29 protein-coding genes are annotated in these 14,508 nt (G+C 59.5%); 9 read left to right on the top strand and 20 right to left on the bottom strand.

The window, feature by feature from the left end; genetic code table 11:
- Window positions 1-99: 99 nt before the first annotated feature.
- The 5 genes from KEC16_RS03890 to KEC16_RS20085 all read left to right on the top strand — a co-directional run bounded on the left by KEC16_RS03890 (window position 100) and on the right by KEC16_RS20085 (window position 3,321).
- A complete protein-coding gene (locus KEC16_RS03890) occupies window positions 100-612 on the top strand; it encodes a hypothetical protein (protein WP_211546307.1) in 513 nt (170 codons plus the stop codon).
- A 554-nt stretch (window positions 613-1,166) separates the two neighbouring features.
- On the top strand, window positions 1,167-1,358 hold the full coding sequence (locus KEC16_RS03885) for a MerR family transcriptional regulator (RefSeq protein ID WP_211546306.1): 192 nt from the start codon (window positions 1,167-1,169) through the stop codon (window positions 1,356-1,358).
- Between the two features lie 84 nt (window positions 1,359-1,442).
- Window positions 1,443-1,616, top strand: a complete 174-nt coding sequence (locus KEC16_RS03880) for a hypothetical protein (RefSeq protein WP_211546305.1) — start codon at window positions 1,443-1,445, stop codon at window positions 1,614-1,616.
- A 499-nt stretch (window positions 1,617-2,115) separates the two neighbouring features.
- On the top strand, window positions 2,116-2,604 hold the full coding sequence (locus KEC16_RS20090; RefSeq protein ID WP_211546304.1) for a replication initiation protein: 489 nt from the start codon (window positions 2,116-2,118) through the stop codon (window positions 2,602-2,604).
- Window positions 2,605-2,613: 9 nt separating this feature from the next.
- Window positions 2,614-3,321 (top strand): hypothetical protein, encoded by a 708-nt coding sequence (locus KEC16_RS20085; RefSeq protein ID WP_346344023.1) that lies wholly within the window; start codon window positions 2,614-2,616, stop codon window positions 3,319-3,321.
- Here the strand turns inward: KEC16_RS20085 and KEC16_RS03865 are convergent.
- From KEC16_RS03865 to KEC16_RS03780, 19 genes are all read right to left on the bottom strand, one after another.
- Window positions 3,304-4,029: a hypothetical protein gene (locus KEC16_RS03865; protein WP_211546302.1), complete on the bottom strand. Its 726-nt coding sequence runs from the start codon at window positions 4,027-4,029 to the stop codon at window positions 3,304-3,306. The two genes, KEC16_RS20085 and KEC16_RS03865, sit on opposite strands and share 18 nt — an antisense overlap.
- Window positions 4,030-4,125: 96 nt before the next feature.
- Window positions 4,126-4,335, bottom strand: coding sequence for a helix-turn-helix transcriptional regulator (locus KEC16_RS03860; protein ID WP_249208682.1), 210 nt, complete (start codon window positions 4,333-4,335; stop codon window positions 4,126-4,128).
- A 512-nt stretch (window positions 4,336-4,847) separates the two neighbouring features.
- Window positions 4,848-6,044, bottom strand: a complete 1,197-nt coding sequence (locus KEC16_RS03855) for a tyrosine-type recombinase/integrase (protein WP_211546301.1) — start codon at window positions 6,042-6,044, stop codon at window positions 4,848-4,850.
- Window positions 6,045-6,118: 74 nt separating this feature from the next.
- On the bottom strand, window positions 6,119-6,361 hold the full coding sequence (locus tag KEC16_RS03850; RefSeq protein ID WP_211546300.1) for a hypothetical protein: 243 nt from the start codon (window positions 6,359-6,361) through the stop codon (window positions 6,119-6,121).
- Between the two features lie 43 nt (window positions 6,362-6,404).
- Window positions 6,405-6,653 (bottom strand): hypothetical protein, encoded by a 249-nt coding sequence (locus KEC16_RS03845; protein ID WP_211546299.1) that lies wholly within the window; start codon window positions 6,651-6,653, stop codon window positions 6,405-6,407.
- On the bottom strand, window positions 6,650-6,838 hold the full coding sequence (locus KEC16_RS03840) for a hypothetical protein (RefSeq protein WP_211546298.1): 189 nt from the start codon (window positions 6,836-6,838) through the stop codon (window positions 6,650-6,652). The genes KEC16_RS03845 and KEC16_RS03840 overlap by 4 nt, the downstream gene beginning before the upstream one ends.
- Before the next feature lie 69 nt (window positions 6,839-6,907).
- Window positions 6,908-7,192, bottom strand: a complete 285-nt coding sequence (locus KEC16_RS03835) for a hypothetical protein (RefSeq protein WP_211546297.1) — start codon at window positions 7,190-7,192, stop codon at window positions 6,908-6,910.
- Between the two features lie 42 nt (window positions 7,193-7,234).
- Window positions 7,235-7,534: a hypothetical protein gene (locus tag KEC16_RS03830; RefSeq protein ID WP_211546296.1), complete on the bottom strand. Its 300-nt coding sequence runs from the start codon at window positions 7,532-7,534 to the stop codon at window positions 7,235-7,237.
- A gap of 35 nt (window positions 7,535-7,569) precedes the next feature.
- Entirely contained in the window at window positions 7,570-7,884 is a 315-nt protein-coding gene (locus KEC16_RS03825; RefSeq protein WP_211546295.1) for a hypothetical protein, read from the bottom strand.
- A gap of 47 nt (window positions 7,885-7,931) precedes the next feature.
- Complete coding sequence (locus KEC16_RS19955) at window positions 7,932-8,057, bottom strand: hypothetical protein (RefSeq protein ID WP_283091866.1); 126 nt, start codon at window positions 8,055-8,057, stop codon at window positions 7,932-7,934.
- An 83-nt stretch (window positions 8,058-8,140) separates the two neighbouring features.
- Complete coding sequence (locus KEC16_RS03820) at window positions 8,141-8,443, bottom strand: hypothetical protein (protein WP_211546294.1); 303 nt, start codon at window positions 8,441-8,443, stop codon at window positions 8,141-8,143.
- A gap of 37 nt (window positions 8,444-8,480) precedes the next feature.
- A complete protein-coding gene (locus tag KEC16_RS03815; RefSeq protein WP_211546293.1) occupies window positions 8,481-9,071 on the bottom strand; it encodes a recombinase family protein in 591 nt (196 codons plus the stop codon).
- A complete protein-coding gene (locus tag KEC16_RS03810; RefSeq protein ID WP_211546292.1) occupies window positions 9,068-9,274 on the bottom strand; it encodes a hypothetical protein in 207 nt (68 codons plus the stop codon). The genes KEC16_RS03815 and KEC16_RS03810 overlap by 4 nt, the downstream gene beginning before the upstream one ends.
- Window positions 9,267-9,485, bottom strand: a complete 219-nt coding sequence (locus KEC16_RS03805; RefSeq protein WP_211546291.1) for a hypothetical protein — start codon at window positions 9,483-9,485, stop codon at window positions 9,267-9,269. Before KEC16_RS03805 ends, KEC16_RS03810 begins: the two co-directional genes overlap by 8 nt.
- Window positions 9,486-9,490: 5 nt before the next feature.
- Complete coding sequence (locus KEC16_RS03800) at window positions 9,491-9,985, bottom strand: hypothetical protein (protein WP_211546290.1); 495 nt, start codon at window positions 9,983-9,985, stop codon at window positions 9,491-9,493.
- Window positions 9,982-10,200, bottom strand: a complete 219-nt coding sequence (locus KEC16_RS03795; protein WP_211546289.1) for a hypothetical protein — start codon at window positions 10,198-10,200, stop codon at window positions 9,982-9,984. Before KEC16_RS03795 ends, KEC16_RS03800 begins: the two co-directional genes overlap by 4 nt.
- Window positions 10,201-10,202: 2 nt before the next feature.
- Window positions 10,203-11,633, bottom strand: a complete 1,431-nt coding sequence (locus KEC16_RS03790; protein WP_211546288.1) for a ParB/RepB/Spo0J family partition protein — start codon at window positions 11,631-11,633, stop codon at window positions 10,203-10,205.
- Complete coding sequence (locus KEC16_RS03785) at window positions 11,630-11,989, bottom strand: hypothetical protein (protein WP_211546287.1); 360 nt, start codon at window positions 11,987-11,989, stop codon at window positions 11,630-11,632. The genes KEC16_RS03790 and KEC16_RS03785 overlap by 4 nt, the downstream gene beginning before the upstream one ends.
- A gap of 3 nt (window positions 11,990-11,992) precedes the next feature.
- Entirely contained in the window at window positions 11,993-12,490 is a 498-nt protein-coding gene (locus KEC16_RS03780) for a helix-turn-helix domain-containing protein (protein WP_249208681.1), read from the bottom strand.
- A 227-nt stretch (window positions 12,491-12,717) separates the two neighbouring features.
- On the opposite strand from KEC16_RS03780, the gene KEC16_RS03775 reads away from it, so the two are divergent.
- Window positions 12,718-13,086 carry a hypothetical protein gene (locus KEC16_RS03775; protein ID WP_211546285.1) on the top strand — a complete coding sequence of 123 codons (369 nt, stop codon included), beginning with the start codon at window positions 12,718-12,720 and terminating at the stop codon, window positions 13,084-13,086.
- On the opposite strand, the gene KEC16_RS03770 is transcribed toward KEC16_RS03775, so the two are convergent.
- Window positions 13,083-13,445 (bottom strand): helix-turn-helix domain-containing protein, encoded by a 363-nt coding sequence (locus tag KEC16_RS03770; protein ID WP_211546284.1) that lies wholly within the window; start codon window positions 13,443-13,445, stop codon window positions 13,083-13,085. The genes KEC16_RS03775 and KEC16_RS03770 overlap by 4 nt on opposite strands.
- A 59-nt stretch (window positions 13,446-13,504) precedes the next feature.
- Between KEC16_RS03770 and KEC16_RS03765 the strand changes: the two genes are divergently transcribed.
- From KEC16_RS03765 to KEC16_RS03755, 3 genes are read left to right on the top strand one after another with little or no spacing between them, the layout of a single operon-like run.
- The gene (locus tag KEC16_RS03765) at window positions 13,505-13,723 is read left to right on the top strand and encodes an XRE family transcriptional regulator (RefSeq protein WP_211546283.1); all 219 of its coding nucleotides are present in this window, start codon (window positions 13,505-13,507) and stop codon (window positions 13,721-13,723) included.
- Complete coding sequence (locus tag KEC16_RS03760; protein WP_211546282.1) at window positions 13,720-14,250, top strand: hypothetical protein; 531 nt, start codon at window positions 13,720-13,722, stop codon at window positions 14,248-14,250. Before KEC16_RS03765 ends, KEC16_RS03760 begins: the two co-directional genes overlap by 4 nt.
- The gene (locus tag KEC16_RS03755) at window positions 14,231-14,503 is read left to right on the top strand and encodes a hypothetical protein (RefSeq protein WP_211546281.1); all 273 of its coding nucleotides are present in this window, start codon (window positions 14,231-14,233) and stop codon (window positions 14,501-14,503) included. Before KEC16_RS03760 ends, KEC16_RS03755 begins: the two co-directional genes overlap by 20 nt.
- Window positions 14,504-14,508: the final 5 nt, after the last annotated feature.

The following is a 14,508-nucleotide window of genomic DNA, read 5'->3' as shown; positions in this document are numbered from 1 at the left end:
TTCCGCCCTGGGATATAAAAGCCCGTGCCGCTTCGAGGCCGAAGCTGCATAGACAGAGAAACGCTCTCCACTCTTTCAGGGCAAGTCCACATTGCCTATGTGGATTGGTGCATTGCCTTTGATGGCTGGGTTGCCGCCGACGAAGGTCGGCAGTGCCTCGCCCTCTGGCACTATTTCGACAAGACCGGCTCGAACCGAAGCGGGCCGGCGCGCATGAGGCCGGAAACCCGTATCGACTTTGGGGCCGATGCCTACATCATCCCCGATGGGCTGGTTTTCTTCGAGAACGCGGACAAGCGCATCGCGGCGGCCGTCGAGCTTGAAAATCGCACCGACCCCAAGCGGGTGGTGGAAAAGCTCAAAGTGCACATGGAGGCGATCCGCTCCGGCGCCGTGACGCGGCGGTTCGAGCACGACAAGGCCAACCGGGTGCTTTCCATATCGACCGAGGCGAGCCTCGCCGTGCGCATCATGGAGCGCATGCTTGCGGTGCCGGGCTTCCGCGAGCAATTCCTCCCGCTCTTCGCCTTCAATGTGCTGGATAGCGTCAAAGCGGACTTCGGAAGCGGGTGGGTGCTGGCTGATGGATCGCCAGCCGGGATTTTCGTATAGCTGGCACGGATGGCACAGTGCCGAACCGCGTCGATGGTAAATTCCAGCGGAGCTTGCGGCCAAGGAAATACGGGGATCAGATGGCCTGCAACAGCCCAAAGAAGTCATCGGCAAAGTTTGATCGCCGCCGGAGTTGCTTTGCCATACACTGTCACCATGATGGCGTCATAAGGCAAATGTGGGGGCAATCATGAAGTGTCCAGTTTGCGGCTCGCGTAGCGTTTCACAGAAAGATAATAAGCCATTTTTTATGCCAGATTTATGTTTCAAGCGATGGAAAAACTATAGCGGCAAGCGCTTTTCTAGATGGTTTGAATGTAAAAAATGTGGTTCTTCAGAAGAGTCTGATAGGTGGGTCACAGAGAGGAGTGGAAGTAGCAATATATTTGGTGAGCCAAATTACAGATGGGGTCACAGAAAGTTTGAAAATATTTATAGGCGCTGGAGTGGATAAGCGAAACGCGGAATTGTGAATGGAATTGGTTGGCGTGCTATATTATATTTGACATTTGGCAATAGCCAATAAACTGGCACGGGTGGCACAGTGCCATCCGATGATTTTATCCCGTCACTGGCACACCATGACACAGCCCTATGTCACACTGTCCGAAGCCACCCAGGCTTTTACCGTCAGCAAGCGCACTATCGAGCGCAAGATCAAAGACGGCGAGATCGGACGCGATCAGATTCGCATGGAAGGCGGCAAGCGTCACATCCTCATGGCCGAGCTGATCCGGGTGTTTTGACCGCCCAAAGCCGCCCCCGCGCCCCGTGTCGAGCCTGATACCAGCACCAAGGCTGACGCGATCCGCGACGAGCTGATTGAGGAATTGCGCGAGCGTGTCCGCAAGGCCGAAACCCGCGAACAGGCGGAACACGACCGCGCCGAACGCTACGAGCGCGAACTTGCCGACCTGCGCCAGCGCCACGATGACTTGACCACCCGCCTGTTACCGGCGCCAAACGGCAAGCCGGGATTGTTCCGGCGGTTGTTTGGTGGATAAGGGGGCGAATTTTCGCCCCTTTTCTGGCCCATACAGCAGCGTTTGACCTCTGCGGTAGCCCAGACATCGCCGAAGCGGCAAAAGCCCTGGATTTCGGCTTATTTCCAATGCCCCGAAGGGGCTAATGAATTCAAATTCAAAAAACAACAACAGCGAACGCTTCGCGCGCGTTGTTGTTAATATTACCAATTTTTATAATATTTACGTCCTGGGATTTGCGCTATTACAAGCCAATCCGGGAACGCAAATGGGACGTTTTCCCCGTCGAAAGGGGACGTTTTCCCCCTCGAAAGGGGACATTTTCCCCGTAAAGTGGGACGGATTCCCCGCGAATTGGGACAAATCCGCCACCACCCATGAAACCGTGCCGCCGTGCAGAAAATCGCGATAATGGGACAAGAATTTGACTCGTGTCCCATTATCCATAGAATGGCGCCACTATTTCAAATCCCCCGTTATGTCCGATGTTGTCGTCACCAAGCCGAAGGAAAAGGCATTGGTGAAGCGCCACAATCATTTGATCGAGGCCCGTTACCGCCTCACCCTGCAAGAGCAACGCATTCTGCTTTGGCTGTTTTCTGAGATCGGCCCCGAGGACAAGGATTTCAAACGCTACAGGGTGCGGATCGCCGACCTTGCCAAATTCATCGGCATTTCTGATGGGGGAGGGCGGATTTATCGCGAAATCGTCGAGGTGACGGGGCGCTTGCGCAAACGCGAGATCGACCTTGAGGACATTGAGCGCAACGTCACCACGCAAGCTACCTGGATCGCCTCGGCGGAATACTCTTGGAATGAGGGCGTGGTGGAAATCTGCCTTGCTCCGGCGCTCATGCCCTATCTGCTGGACATCAAAAAGAACTTCACCACCGTGGCGCTGAAATACGCTATCGGCATGAAAAGTGCCTATGCCATCCGCATCTATGAGCTGTTGAAGCAGTACCAGGGCATCGGTTGGCGGCTTATCAGCATCGCCGATCTGCGCTGATTTTGTGGTATCGGAGCGGATGACTATCGGTTCTACAAGGATCTGCGCGTGCGCGTGGTTGATATGGCCCGGCGCGAGATCAACGCCAAAACCGATATCACGTTCGATTACGAGGAGATCAAGGAAGGCCGCAAGGTTGCGGCGCTGCGCTTCCGTATCGCCAAGAACCCACGCGCCGGCATCCCTGATCCTCTGCGCGATGATCCCCACCTTGCTCGCCTCATCACTCGCCTGACCGCTCACGGCATGGCTGAGGACGCCGCCCGCGCCATCGTCCAGGCGCACGAGCCGGAATTGGTGGAATGGGCCACCTCGACCTTGGCCCACAAGCTCAAGGCCAAGGAGAAGATCGAAAACCCCGCCGGATGGCTCAGGAAGGCCATAGAGGAGGATTGGCGCCCCCAACCCACCCTATTTTCCCAGGAGCAAGCCCAGGCCCGCGAAAATGAGCGGCAGGCCGAACGGGAACGCCTGGATCATGATGTAAAGACAGCGGAAGGACGCAAGGTGGACGCTGCCCGTGAGAAAGCGGCCATCATGGAGTTTATAGACGGACTGCCGGAGGGCGAGCGGGAAGCCCTGGAGCAGGGCTTCCGCAAATACCTTGCCGAAACCGTCCCCGCCATTATCGCAAAACGGTTTACAGGTGGGAAAACGTGGAGTGTAGACCCGGTGATCCGGGCGAAATCGATCATTTACTTACAAATTATTGTTTAGCCATCTCTTGTCCGCAGCGCCAAACGCATCTTCAATGAAGGCATCAACCCTTCTTGGATCTGGGTTAAAAGAGCGTGCAGGGACAACATAATTCCAGCAATTTATGTCGCATGGGTATTGTGATATCACCATTCCAATCCCGAGCCTCAAGCACTCCATTTTAATTTCATCGAAGGCATCAGCATCAATTTTACCATTCAGTGGGTCGTCGTAAAAAAACAAAATCCCGTAATTTGCCGCCCGTGTGTGCGCAAGCGCCTCATACACACACGATACGTTAAATTGCTTTGGCGCGTATTTTATTTCAAATGTTACAATTTCTACGCGCTTCGTTTTTGTGTGCTGGAAGTTGTGAACGCAAAGGCCAGAGAAATCCGGCGTACTCCACTTTCCACTCAGTTTTTTATCGTGCGTTGCCCTGAGAATGCGTCCTGTAACCCCATGAGGGCCATAAATATTTTTCACCATCCAATCTTCAGCGCATTTTTCAATGTGAGAATACGATTCTTTTTCATCCCCAATTCCACCAGAAAGCTCCAAGCCACCGCCTTTTCCAGATTTAATATCGTATATACCGTCATTATTGATTTCATCAATGGCAGATGAGACAACAAAATTAGATATTCCTAAACGAGATGCAACCGTTGATGCTCGACCGCCGTTGCTGTTGATATTGGCAATGATCTTTATTTTCTCTGCGGCTTGCATGGCATCCCCAATGTTTGTGAGTAACTTTCACATTAATATTATAAGGGTGGCCGGTTGTGCACACCGGCCACCCCGCCCCGTCAAAAGGAAGTCTCGTCAGAGAGGAGTATCGCGTTCGGCAATACGCTCGCTCACCCACGCATCCACCTCAGCAAGCACCCATGCGACCCGACCCGGCCCGAGGTTTACCCGCTTGGGGAATTTCCCCGCCGCTTCGAGGCGCCCGATGTGCTGGGGCGTGTACGGGATGCCGCAGACGCTCTTCAGCTCCTTCTTCGACACGAGCCGCTTTTCGTACTGAGTCATCGGATATCTCCCTTTCGGGAGGCATCGCGATGCCTCGGTGAAAAACCGCACCGGTAGGCATATCGACGGTAGCGCTGTTGGCTATGCGAGTCGAGAGCTTCACCGCAGCCATTGGATGGGTGCCAGGGGTGGGCCGTAGGTAACATTTTAGGTAACGGTGCGGCGCTGAGTAACGGCGTGGGTAACAGGTTTTTGGGCCGTGGGTAACAGGCGGGTGGGCGGGCCGTGGTGGGGAGTTTCGGCCCTCTTCGTTGGGCCGTGGGTAACGGGGGGCGGATTTTGTTACCCAATCTGTTACCCAAAGCCGCAGAACGCCTTGGAAATGGGCCTGTGGTGCTGATTCTAGGCAACAAAAAACCCTGACAAGTCGTTGACCTGTCAGGGTTTTTGTTTCTCGCAGTTTGGTAGCGGGAGAGGGACTTGAACCCCCGACCCCAGGATTATGATACTTTTGTAAAGTAAGTAAAATCATCATGTTAGTATGAGCGTGCGCCATTGGTGCGCCATGCGTCTTAACCGATGATCGACGCCTGGGCGGCGCGAGCAATGGCTTGGTCGCTGTCGGCATCGGACCACAGGTGGCCATAGGTGTCTTGGGTGAACTGGTATGAAGCGTGGCCAGCCCACTTCGTCACTTGCTTGGGCGTGGCGCCTTGTTCGATCCACAGTGAAACGGCGACGTGGCGCAGGGTGTGAAGGGCGAAGAAGGGGCGGGCCTTCTTGCCGCTGTTGCCGTCGTCCGCCCATTCCACCAGTTCGGCTGCCGTCAACAGCGGCACCCATAGGCGATTGTAGATGTTGTGGTAGTTCCACACGCCTCCACCACCACCGCGTGATCCGCCCTTAGTGGGGAAGACTAGCCCCAGCGTCGAGGTGGGGGCGGACTTCAGCCAGTGCTTCAAGGCCTGGGTGGTGGACGGTGGGATGGGCACGGTTCGGAGCGCGTTCTTCGTCTTCACCGGGCCGATGATGTTGTATTCGTCTGCGCGCTGGGTGACTTTCAGCTTGCTGTCCGCCAGGAACAGATTGCGCCGGGATAGCCCGCGCAGTTCGGATGCACGCAGGCCGGCGAACATCAGCACCGACACCATGGCTTCGGCCAAGCCGTCGTCGTCGAAGGTGCGCGCCGTCTCATACAGGCGCCGGAGCTGCTCTTTGGGCGGAATGTAGACCTCATCCTCTTCAGTGCGCGCTTCACCTTTGGTGCGGATCGTCACCGCGTCCGAGGGATTGGCGGCAATCCAGCCGGCGCCTTGCGCGAATTTGATGATCTGGCGAAACATGGCATAGACGCGGGTGGCCATGGCGTCGGACAGGTCGGCTTCCAGCGCGCGACCGTAGCGCGTGCAATCCGGGCCGGACAGGCGAGACAGCTTGATCTTGCTGATCTCGTACTTCTTCAGATGAAGTTCCACCTGACGCTCGTAAGCGTCAAGGGTGGAGCGCTCGCGCTTTCCCGCCAGCACCAGCGCCTGGAAGTCGGCCAGGAAGGCCAAGGCGGCACCGGTCACGTCCAGACTGTTCTTGTCCGGGACGTGGATACCGCTGGACAGTTGGCCCTCGACGCGCACGCGCTCGGCATCGGCGTCGGTTTTCTTGGCGAACTGCTTGCGATGGCGCTGACCGTTGCCATCTTGGTATGTCAGCACGAACGCGGTGCGCTTATCACCGCTCGGCGTCTTCCAACTGCGCTTGGAAACCTTGGCCATTGGTCAATATCCTTAGGAAGTCGATATCATGCGCTTGTCGAGCGGGTGCCGCAATCAGTCTGAATGTCCAGGTGCTATAGGGCCGCTTCGGCATGTTCAGTGATCTTGTCGCCGATCCATCGGTGCGCCATGGTGAGCCCATGCATGTAGGCTTCCGGCGTGCGCGCTGCCCCATTTATCACTGAGGTAAGGGTTGCCGTCATCGCGATGACCATGACGTTGCCGGGGATAGCGTCTTTCTGAGCCTTGTCGAAAATCATGTCGATAAGATCCTGCGCCACCACGATGGCGGCGGCTTCGGTTTCTTTCTGATCCATCTGTCGGCCTTTCATTGAGACAAGTGCATCGGTCTAACCGAGGTCAGAAGGATGCCGCCAATGCGGCGCGAAACGCCTCGAATTCCAGTTGAATAGCTTCCATCATGGCCATGTCCTGGTCAGACACGTCGGGACCGACCGAGGCGTTGGCCTCAATCAACTTCCAGAATGCATAGGCCCCGGCGAAGAAGGCGCTGCGCATCTCTTTGCGCTGGACGCCAGGGGCATCAGCAAGGCCAACGGCACACATGAAGCCGTCGAACTCGTTCTCGATCAGGCGCGGGGTCTTCATGCCGGCACCTTCCGCGCCATGGCCTTCGCCTTGCGGCGCTGCTTGCGGTTGCCATTGGCGCTTGCTTCGACTTGATCGCGGCTTTCCATCATTTCGGGGTAGCTCAACGCCTCGCCGCGTTCGCGCATGGCTTCTTCGATTTCGCGAAGCTGTTCGCGTCGCAGGCTGTGTTCGATCATCTGCATGTTGCTCTCCATCTATCGGGGCGTCTGAAAGGCGCAGTTTTCGGCAGTTTTTACCGGTCTAAACGAGGTTTATTCGTCCGAAAGGCGATGCCGTCTGGCGATCTCGGCCACCTTCTGATCGGTCGCCATAATCTCGCTCACGGATGCATGTCCCATGCCCGTCTCGGGGCCTTGAAAAAACCAGTATTCGATTTGTCTGACATAACAGTCACGGGCGGTCGATCTGGTGGGATTGTGGAGAAGTTCCCGCAAGTCGTTTTGATCGACATAACGCCCCGTCATGTCATCGGCGGGCGCGATAGCCCAAAGGTATTCATGATCGGCGCGGGCTTGTTCATAAGAGACTCTGCTCATGCTGTTTCTCACAATTTTATCGGCGTGATAGAGGTGAGATGGTTACGGCCCGACCGTAATCTTTGACAGTAGAGCCTCATCACTCTCGACGGCTGCCCGGCGGCGCGCTGTGATTCGCTGGAACCATGGGATTATGTCGGGGATGCGCTTGAGCACTTCCCCTTCGACCTTGCCGAAACAACACTCGACGATGGTCAGTCCGGCAAAATTCGTCCACGACACGCCGGAATTGCGTTCATCAATATCATGCGTCGTGTCGCACACATCGCAATGGATAGGGCCAGTTGTTCCCATTCCGACACCAACGCCAAAGAGATCGGCCCCGTCTTCAAATCGCTTCATTTTAAACTCCACAATTTAATCGTTTAGAACGAGGTTTATCGGGCCGATCCGGGCATGTTGTGGGTGATGCGGGTGACGCCGATGCCGCCATCCTCATGTCGAACGAACCAGTGATAGGGGGCGCCATCAAAGGCGCTCGTCCACCAGTCCTCGTCTTCGAGCCACCCCATGATTTCGGAGGTCTGCTCGTCGTCAGGGCCGTCGAAGTGTTCGGCGACGACCGCCGCGCACATGCGCTCCCATCCGATGACGAGATAGGCGCCGGCGCCGTCCCCATCGAGCGAAACCATAAACATGGCGTTGGTCAACGCCTCATGGGGCGGCTGGCTGGCTAAACTCATCTGGTCCATCTGATTACCCTCTTTCAAAAGAACTAATTGGATCGGTCAGAACGAGGTCAGGCGGCTTTTTGCGCTGCCCAAATCTTGTCGAAATTCTGGGCGGCGCGGGCTGCTTCGAGAGCCAGTTCTTCCAGTTCCCGCTTGGTCAACAACCGCCCGTCAAAAATAATCTTCTTCGTCATCTGTCGCCCCTTTCGAAAGAGCTAATTGGTTCGATCAGAACGAGGTTATTCAGGCCGTTTTGAGGTGTTCAAGCTGTGTGCGATTAGCGGCGATTAGCGGCGATTTTCCGTTCAAGCGCTGCAATCTCGTCGTTGATTTCATCCCTGGCCGAAGAGACCGGAACCACAGATAAGCCTTCGACGCATAGGTAGGATCGCGCCGTTTCCGCGTCGTAAATACCGGCTTCAGCAAAGGTGGTGCAGTATCCTTGCGCGTTGGGGCGGAACCACCCGCCATGACGACTGATCAGATACATCTCGCCGTCCACGACGCGGCGCCGGGCGACGCTCACGGCCTCGCTGAATGTGAGACCTCCATGCTTGATCCGGGCGCTGATGCGTCTCATGATTTCCTCACAATTTTATCAGTCAAAACGACGTTTCTCAGACCCCAGAAGCCGCCGCCAGTAAGGCTTTGCGACCGCTGGGGAAGGTTTTGTAAATGGTTGCTTGGCTGCACCCCAGAGCGCTGGCGATGCGGTGTCCTGGGATTTTCGCCATCAGCATTTCACGTGCCCGGATGTATTTTTCATCGACCAGGACCGGCTTGGCGCCCAGTCTGGTGCCGCGTGCCTTGGCTGCCGCGAGACCGGCGCGGGTGCGTTCCTGGATCAAGGCGCGTTCGTATTCGGCGAACCCGGCCAAGATGGTCGCCATCAGTTTTCCGCTGGCGGTGTCCAGGTCGAAGCCTTCGGTCAGGCTGCGCAAGGTGGCGCCCACGCCCTTGATGCGGTCGAGGGTAATCAAGGCGTGTTTGGCCGAACGCCAGAGCCGGTCCAGTTTCCAGATAACCAGGCTGTCGCCCGTGCCCAGGGATGCCAGGGCGGCTTCAAGCCCTGGCCGGTCATCACGACCGCCTGAAAGCTTGTCGGTGAAGATGCTGTGGCGCGGCACGCCGGCGCTGGCCATGGCATCGAATTGCAGGGCCATGTCCTGATCGTCGGTGGACACGCGGGCGTAGCCGTAGGTTTTCATTGGCCATCCTCTAATTTGTCCGGCGCGATGGCGTAATGGCGGAGCAGGGCCGACTTGCTGGCGACCAGTCCCAGGCCCGGCTCTTTCTTGATCGCCGGATGGTGATTGTCCGCCAAGTTGTAGATTTGCCGGCGCTTGAAGCCGGTGAACTCGGCGATGGCTTTGGCGCCCTGCAACAGGTCTTCGGCGATGCTGTCAGCCATGGTTGCTATCCTTGCTTAAGGCGGATCGGCGGCTTTGCGCCAAGTCCTTCAGTCGGTCGTAAAGGTCTGGCCTGACCGTGCCGATCTGGCGGATCAGGTAATTGTGAAAGCGCAATCCGTCGTCCAGTTCCGCCACCGTCTGCGCCGCCCGAATGTCGAAATGTTCGACAATGGCGGCGGCGATGCGGGCAAGGCGGTCGTCGTCATCCATGACGGCTAACCCGTCCGGTAATAGCCTTGCCCCTCCAGCAGGCGGCGCCACTCGGCGGCCATCTTGGTGGCGGAACGCTGGCCGCGTTGCAGGCCTTCCACGTTGTCAGGATGACGCAAGATGCCGTCGGCCAGATCGTCCCAGTGGGTGAGAAAGGCGCATCCATCATTGATGTGGATGATTTCGCGGCGGCGCAAATCGTCCAGCCACAGGGTGAAGGCCTGCAACACGGTCAATCCGCCGCGCCGCTGGGCGGCATAGCGGTCCAACAGCCACGCCCGCAGGCGGATGCCGCGCGAGCGGAGGGCGCCGGCCTCGGTGGCGGGAAGGTCGTCGACCACCTCCATGGCGGTGGCGTCGAACACATCCTTGGCCGTATCGACGGCCCTGCGTTCGGCGTCACCGACCGGGATCAGGACCAGCGCCAAGCGCAGGGCGATCAGCGACGGCAGCATCAATTCGACGCGGCGGCGGGCCGACAAGTGGCGGCGCGGCGTCATTGCCCGCGCCCCAATTGTTCGTCGGCCAGGGTTTCACCGGTAACGCCCTTCAGATAGCCGGTCGTCAAGCCCCGGCAATATTCGGCGCTGACACCTTCCGGTACCCACAGCTTGGATGTTTCCTGGCGCTGGCCGGAGATGTAGTCCATGTGGCCGCGTTCAAAGCCGACCATCAGGCCGGTGTGATAGCTTCCCTGGGGTGTTTGCTGTGCCATGGTCAGTCCCCTTCGATATCGCGTTGGGCCGGGACGAACTGAATGATCTGGCCGCTTTCGTCGTGCTTCAGTTCGATCAGCGTCGGGCGGTCGCCCAGCGTGCGCTGGACGGCATGCAGCACCCAATGCTGGCCGATGCGTCCGCCAACAGCGGCGGGGCGGTGGTCTTCGGGCGGCGGGCTTGGCCGCGCCGTTCCGGTATCCTTGGGCGCGTTGATGACGGCGCGGACCAGACCGGCCACCGTCTTGGCGCTGGCGACGTCGTCGGCCAGAAAGATGATGCCGAATTCTTCCGCCAGATCGGCGGCGGCGGCGACCATGCCGTTTTTCGACAGCGCATCGGACAGCAGGGTGTCGCGACCGATGCCGATCAGTTCCGACCGACCGGTGACGATCCTGATGACGCCGTCGGCCACCGGCGGTTCGCTGCCGCGCTGGCTGGTCAAAAAGGTTTTCAGGCCTTCGGCCACCTGTTCCTTGGTGAATTTCACCGGCGCCGTCGCCGTCGCCGGCGGTGCGGCGATGGGTGCGGCCAGACGTTGCAGTTCCAGGGGCAGTGGCGTTTCGGCGACCTCACCCTTTTCCTGTTCGGGTGGGGCATTGACGGGCGCACCGGGTGCGGCGCGGCGGCTTTTCTCGACCATGTCGCGGCAGTCGCGGAACTTCAGGTGCTGCGGATCGTCCTTGGGAAGATAGGCGCGGTCCTTGGCCCAATCAGGCAAGTCGCGGTGGATTTGCAGCAATTGCTGGACCAGGCGTTCCGAGCCGATGCCGGTTTCGCGGGCCAGACGCGGGGCCATCCAGCCGGTTTCGTCTTGCAGACGGGAAAGCGCGGCGCCACGGTCGAGGAAATGGGTATCTTCCTTTTGGTTGGCGGCGATGGTGGCTTTCATGCACGCCACCCGGTCTTCCAGCAACAGCACGGGGATGCCGAATTCTTGCAGCCCCGCCGGCAGCGCCCCCCATTCGCGGGCGCGGTGCAGCGCCCGCCAGCGCCGCCCGCCATCCCACACCGCCACCTTGGCGGTTTTGTGAGCGTCTTCGGGGTAGCCGACCAGGTTCTGATAGAGCGTGCCGGCGTCGATGATCTGGGTGGCCAGGTCGTCGATGGCGGCGGGGTCATAGGACGTGCGCTCGTTGCCCCTGGCCAGCATCAGATCATCCAGGGCAAAGCGCTTGATGCGGCTATCGCCCGTGGTTGATGGCGGCACCAGCGCCGCCAGTTCGGGCAGGAAGGTGGTGATCGGGACGGCCAGCACGGCGGCGCAGGCCTTGGCGCTGTCCAGGGTGAAGCCGAGGCTGCCGGACAGAAGCCCCGACACCTGGCTTTGGTTCAGCTTGTGCCCGGTGGCGGTGGCCAGTTTGGCCAGTTTGTCCTGGCTCAATCCAGCTTGGCGCATCAGATCGGCCAGGGTAACGACGCGGGCGGTCATGATCGCGCCCCCCAGCTTTGCGCCGGGCAATCGCGGTGTTCGCAGCCTTGGCAAATGCCCAGGCGTTCGACCACCCGGACGCCAAGCTTGCGGCAGATCATGCCGCCGGCCGGCGGGGCGGCGGTCTCGGCCCCTTTGATAGGGTAGTTGAGCACGGCGCCGGCCGGTTCGGCGAAGACCGGCCGGCGCCCCACCATCAGACTGGCGGCGGTCAACCGCCGCCCGTTCCACACCCACCCCTGACAGGGCTGGGTGTCGACGATGGTGCCGGCGAAGCCGTCATCGTCCATCAGCACCAGGAAGTGCAGGAAATCCTGGCCATGGTCTTCCAGGTGCAGTTTGACGCAGTGGCTCATGGCCTATTCCTCCGCCCCGGTGGTCACGGTGAAGCCCCTGGCCAAGGCCCTGGCCAGGCTCTTGACCCCGGCCCGCGCAGCCGGGTTGGTGATGGCGTAATAATCGCGCACCAGTTCCAGCGCCTCGCGGCTGGCCAAAGGGTCGCGGTCGGGCAGAGGGTCGCGGCCGGCCGGATCGGGCTCGAATTCGGCCATGGCCATGGCGCGCGGGCTGGCGGCCTTCACCGCGTCCGCCATGGCGTCGAAGAAGAACGACACCGGCACGTCGAGCGCATGGGACAGATCGTGCAGACGGGACGCGCTGACGCGGTTGGCGCCGCGTTCGTATTTTTGCACCTGTTGGAAGGTCAGGCCCAGGGCTTCGGCCAGTTGCCCCTGGCTGAGGCCCAACAGCGTGCGGCGCTGACGGATGCGGACGCCGACATGGACGTCAACAGGGTTCGGCAGGCCGGACGGCGTGCGCCCACGGGCGGATTGGCGGGAATTGGTGGGGGAAGACATGGTGGGAACCTCCATCGTTTGTTGATGGAGCATTCTTGTCTTAATTTGACACAGCTAGTCAACGGGTAAATGTCTTGATTTGACATATCGCCTGCGCAACCGCCGATGGCATGATGATGAAAGATCACAATGGGAGGGGTCATGCGCGCCATAATATTGGCATATAAGGTCATAGCTGCGCTGACGTTCGCGTTTTTGACGTTTTTCGATGGATACGTCTACACGGCTTGGAACTGGATCATAGCGGTGCCGGTCAACGGCTTCCTGGCATCGATTTGGCCGATTTATTGGGGGATGCTGCGATGGGTGTTCTGATGCGCGCCATGTCGTATGCGCTGCTGGCCGTATCACTGGTGGCGTGCGCCAATGATGCAATCTGGCGAAATCACTCGGTAACGAACGAGCAAGCCCAGCGCGATTGGGCGTCTTGTAAGTTAGTCGGTATGCAAGCGGGCGCAGGAGGTGGGGCTTACTACGGCCCTCAACCGGGCGATGTTATGCGAGCATGGGGCGCTGATATTGCCGCCGCAGGTCGCCGTGATGAGGCTATAGCCTATTGCATGCAAGCGAAGGGCTACAGGTTAGAGCGTCGCTAAGCATCCTTTCTGGACGACATAGCGTCAAGAAAGCGAAAGGCCGTCTGCTTATCTGGCTCGGATAGGCCGCGATAACGTTCCAGCAATTGTTTTTCCTCGCTGTCCGTCACGATTGGCGGATCGGGCAGTAATTCGGCTGGATGGCACTCCAGCGCACTGGCGAGCTTGTGCATCCAGTCGAAATTAAGGCGCGTATAGCCTTTCTCCAGCTTGTTGATCTGAGAGGCGGTGGCGGTTGGCACGATCCGGGCCGCCAATTCCTCCATCGACCACCCCCGGTTTTTGCGCAGCGTCTCGATGCGGTTCGGTGTGCGTATAGGCATGTGTGCAGTATGTCCAGTTTGGACATGTTGCGCCATGTCAGTGCCTGACATGCTATTGCTTGACTGATGTGTCTGATTTTGACATATCATGGCGTATGACTTTCGACGAATGGACCAAATCAGAAGGGTTGACGTGGGAGCGGACGGCGGCACTGATCGGCGCCGCTAATGCCTCGGTCGCGCGTAAGTATTCGTTGGGGACAATCCCGCGCCCGACGACCATGCGGCGTATCTATGCCGTGTCTGGTGGCAAGGTGACCCCCAACGACTTCTACGGCTTGCCCGGTCCCGAACCGACGGAGGCCGCCGCATGATTGACCGCGACCTGCTGGGCGATCCCGTTGCCGTGATGGTGAAGAAGCCGGCGCAATTGCCGCTGAACCTGTCCATGGGCGTGTCCATCCGCTGGGGTGGTGTGTCGCTGACAGTGTCGCGGGATCGGACCTGCGGTTCCATCGTGGCGGTCCCGGTGGATTTGCCCGATTTCGGGGTGCGCTGGGCCGCCGCCTTGAAGGTGCTGTACCCCGGCCGCCGCATTGGTGAACTGGATTACAAGCTTTGCGCCCGCGCCTTGGCCGTCAGCCCGCGCACCGTCGAGGGCTATGCCGCTGGCCAGCCGCCGGGCGGCAAGGTGTGGTGGCGGGCGTGGAACCTGCACAAGCAGAGATTATGCCTGTTGGTGGCGCCGGAACTGGCGCCCCCCAGCGTCGCCGAATTGCTGCGGGCGGCGGAAGCCATGCGGGCGACCAGCGGCGACATCGCCGTCGCCCTTGCGGTTATCGCCGACGCCGCCGCCCAGACCGCCGGAGGGGGAGCCAGCCATGTGGAGCGCCTGGGTTGACATTGCCCGTCAGCGTTTGACCGCCGGCGATGATGACAGGGCGCGGTTCGCCGCCTTCGTCGCCAATGATTGCGACGGCACGCCTTGCCCCTTCACCGATCCGCTGCTGGTGGCCGGCTGGAACCATGCCGAGGCGGTGCGGTCCACGCTGGCGGCGCGGGCGGGCGCGGTGTCGTCGTCCTGGCGACCGCGCGCGGCGGGCCGCACCCATGCCGTTCATACGGCCGAAGCCGGCCGCGAATTCGATCTGTAGGGGGT

The sequence above is a fragment of the Magnetospirillum sulfuroxidans genome, from assembly GCF_018224925.1.
Lineage (GTDB): Bacteria > Pseudomonadota > Alphaproteobacteria > Rhodospirillales > Magnetospirillaceae > Magnetospirillum > Magnetospirillum sulfuroxidans.
This window is presented reverse-complemented; position numbering and strand designations above follow the sequence as displayed.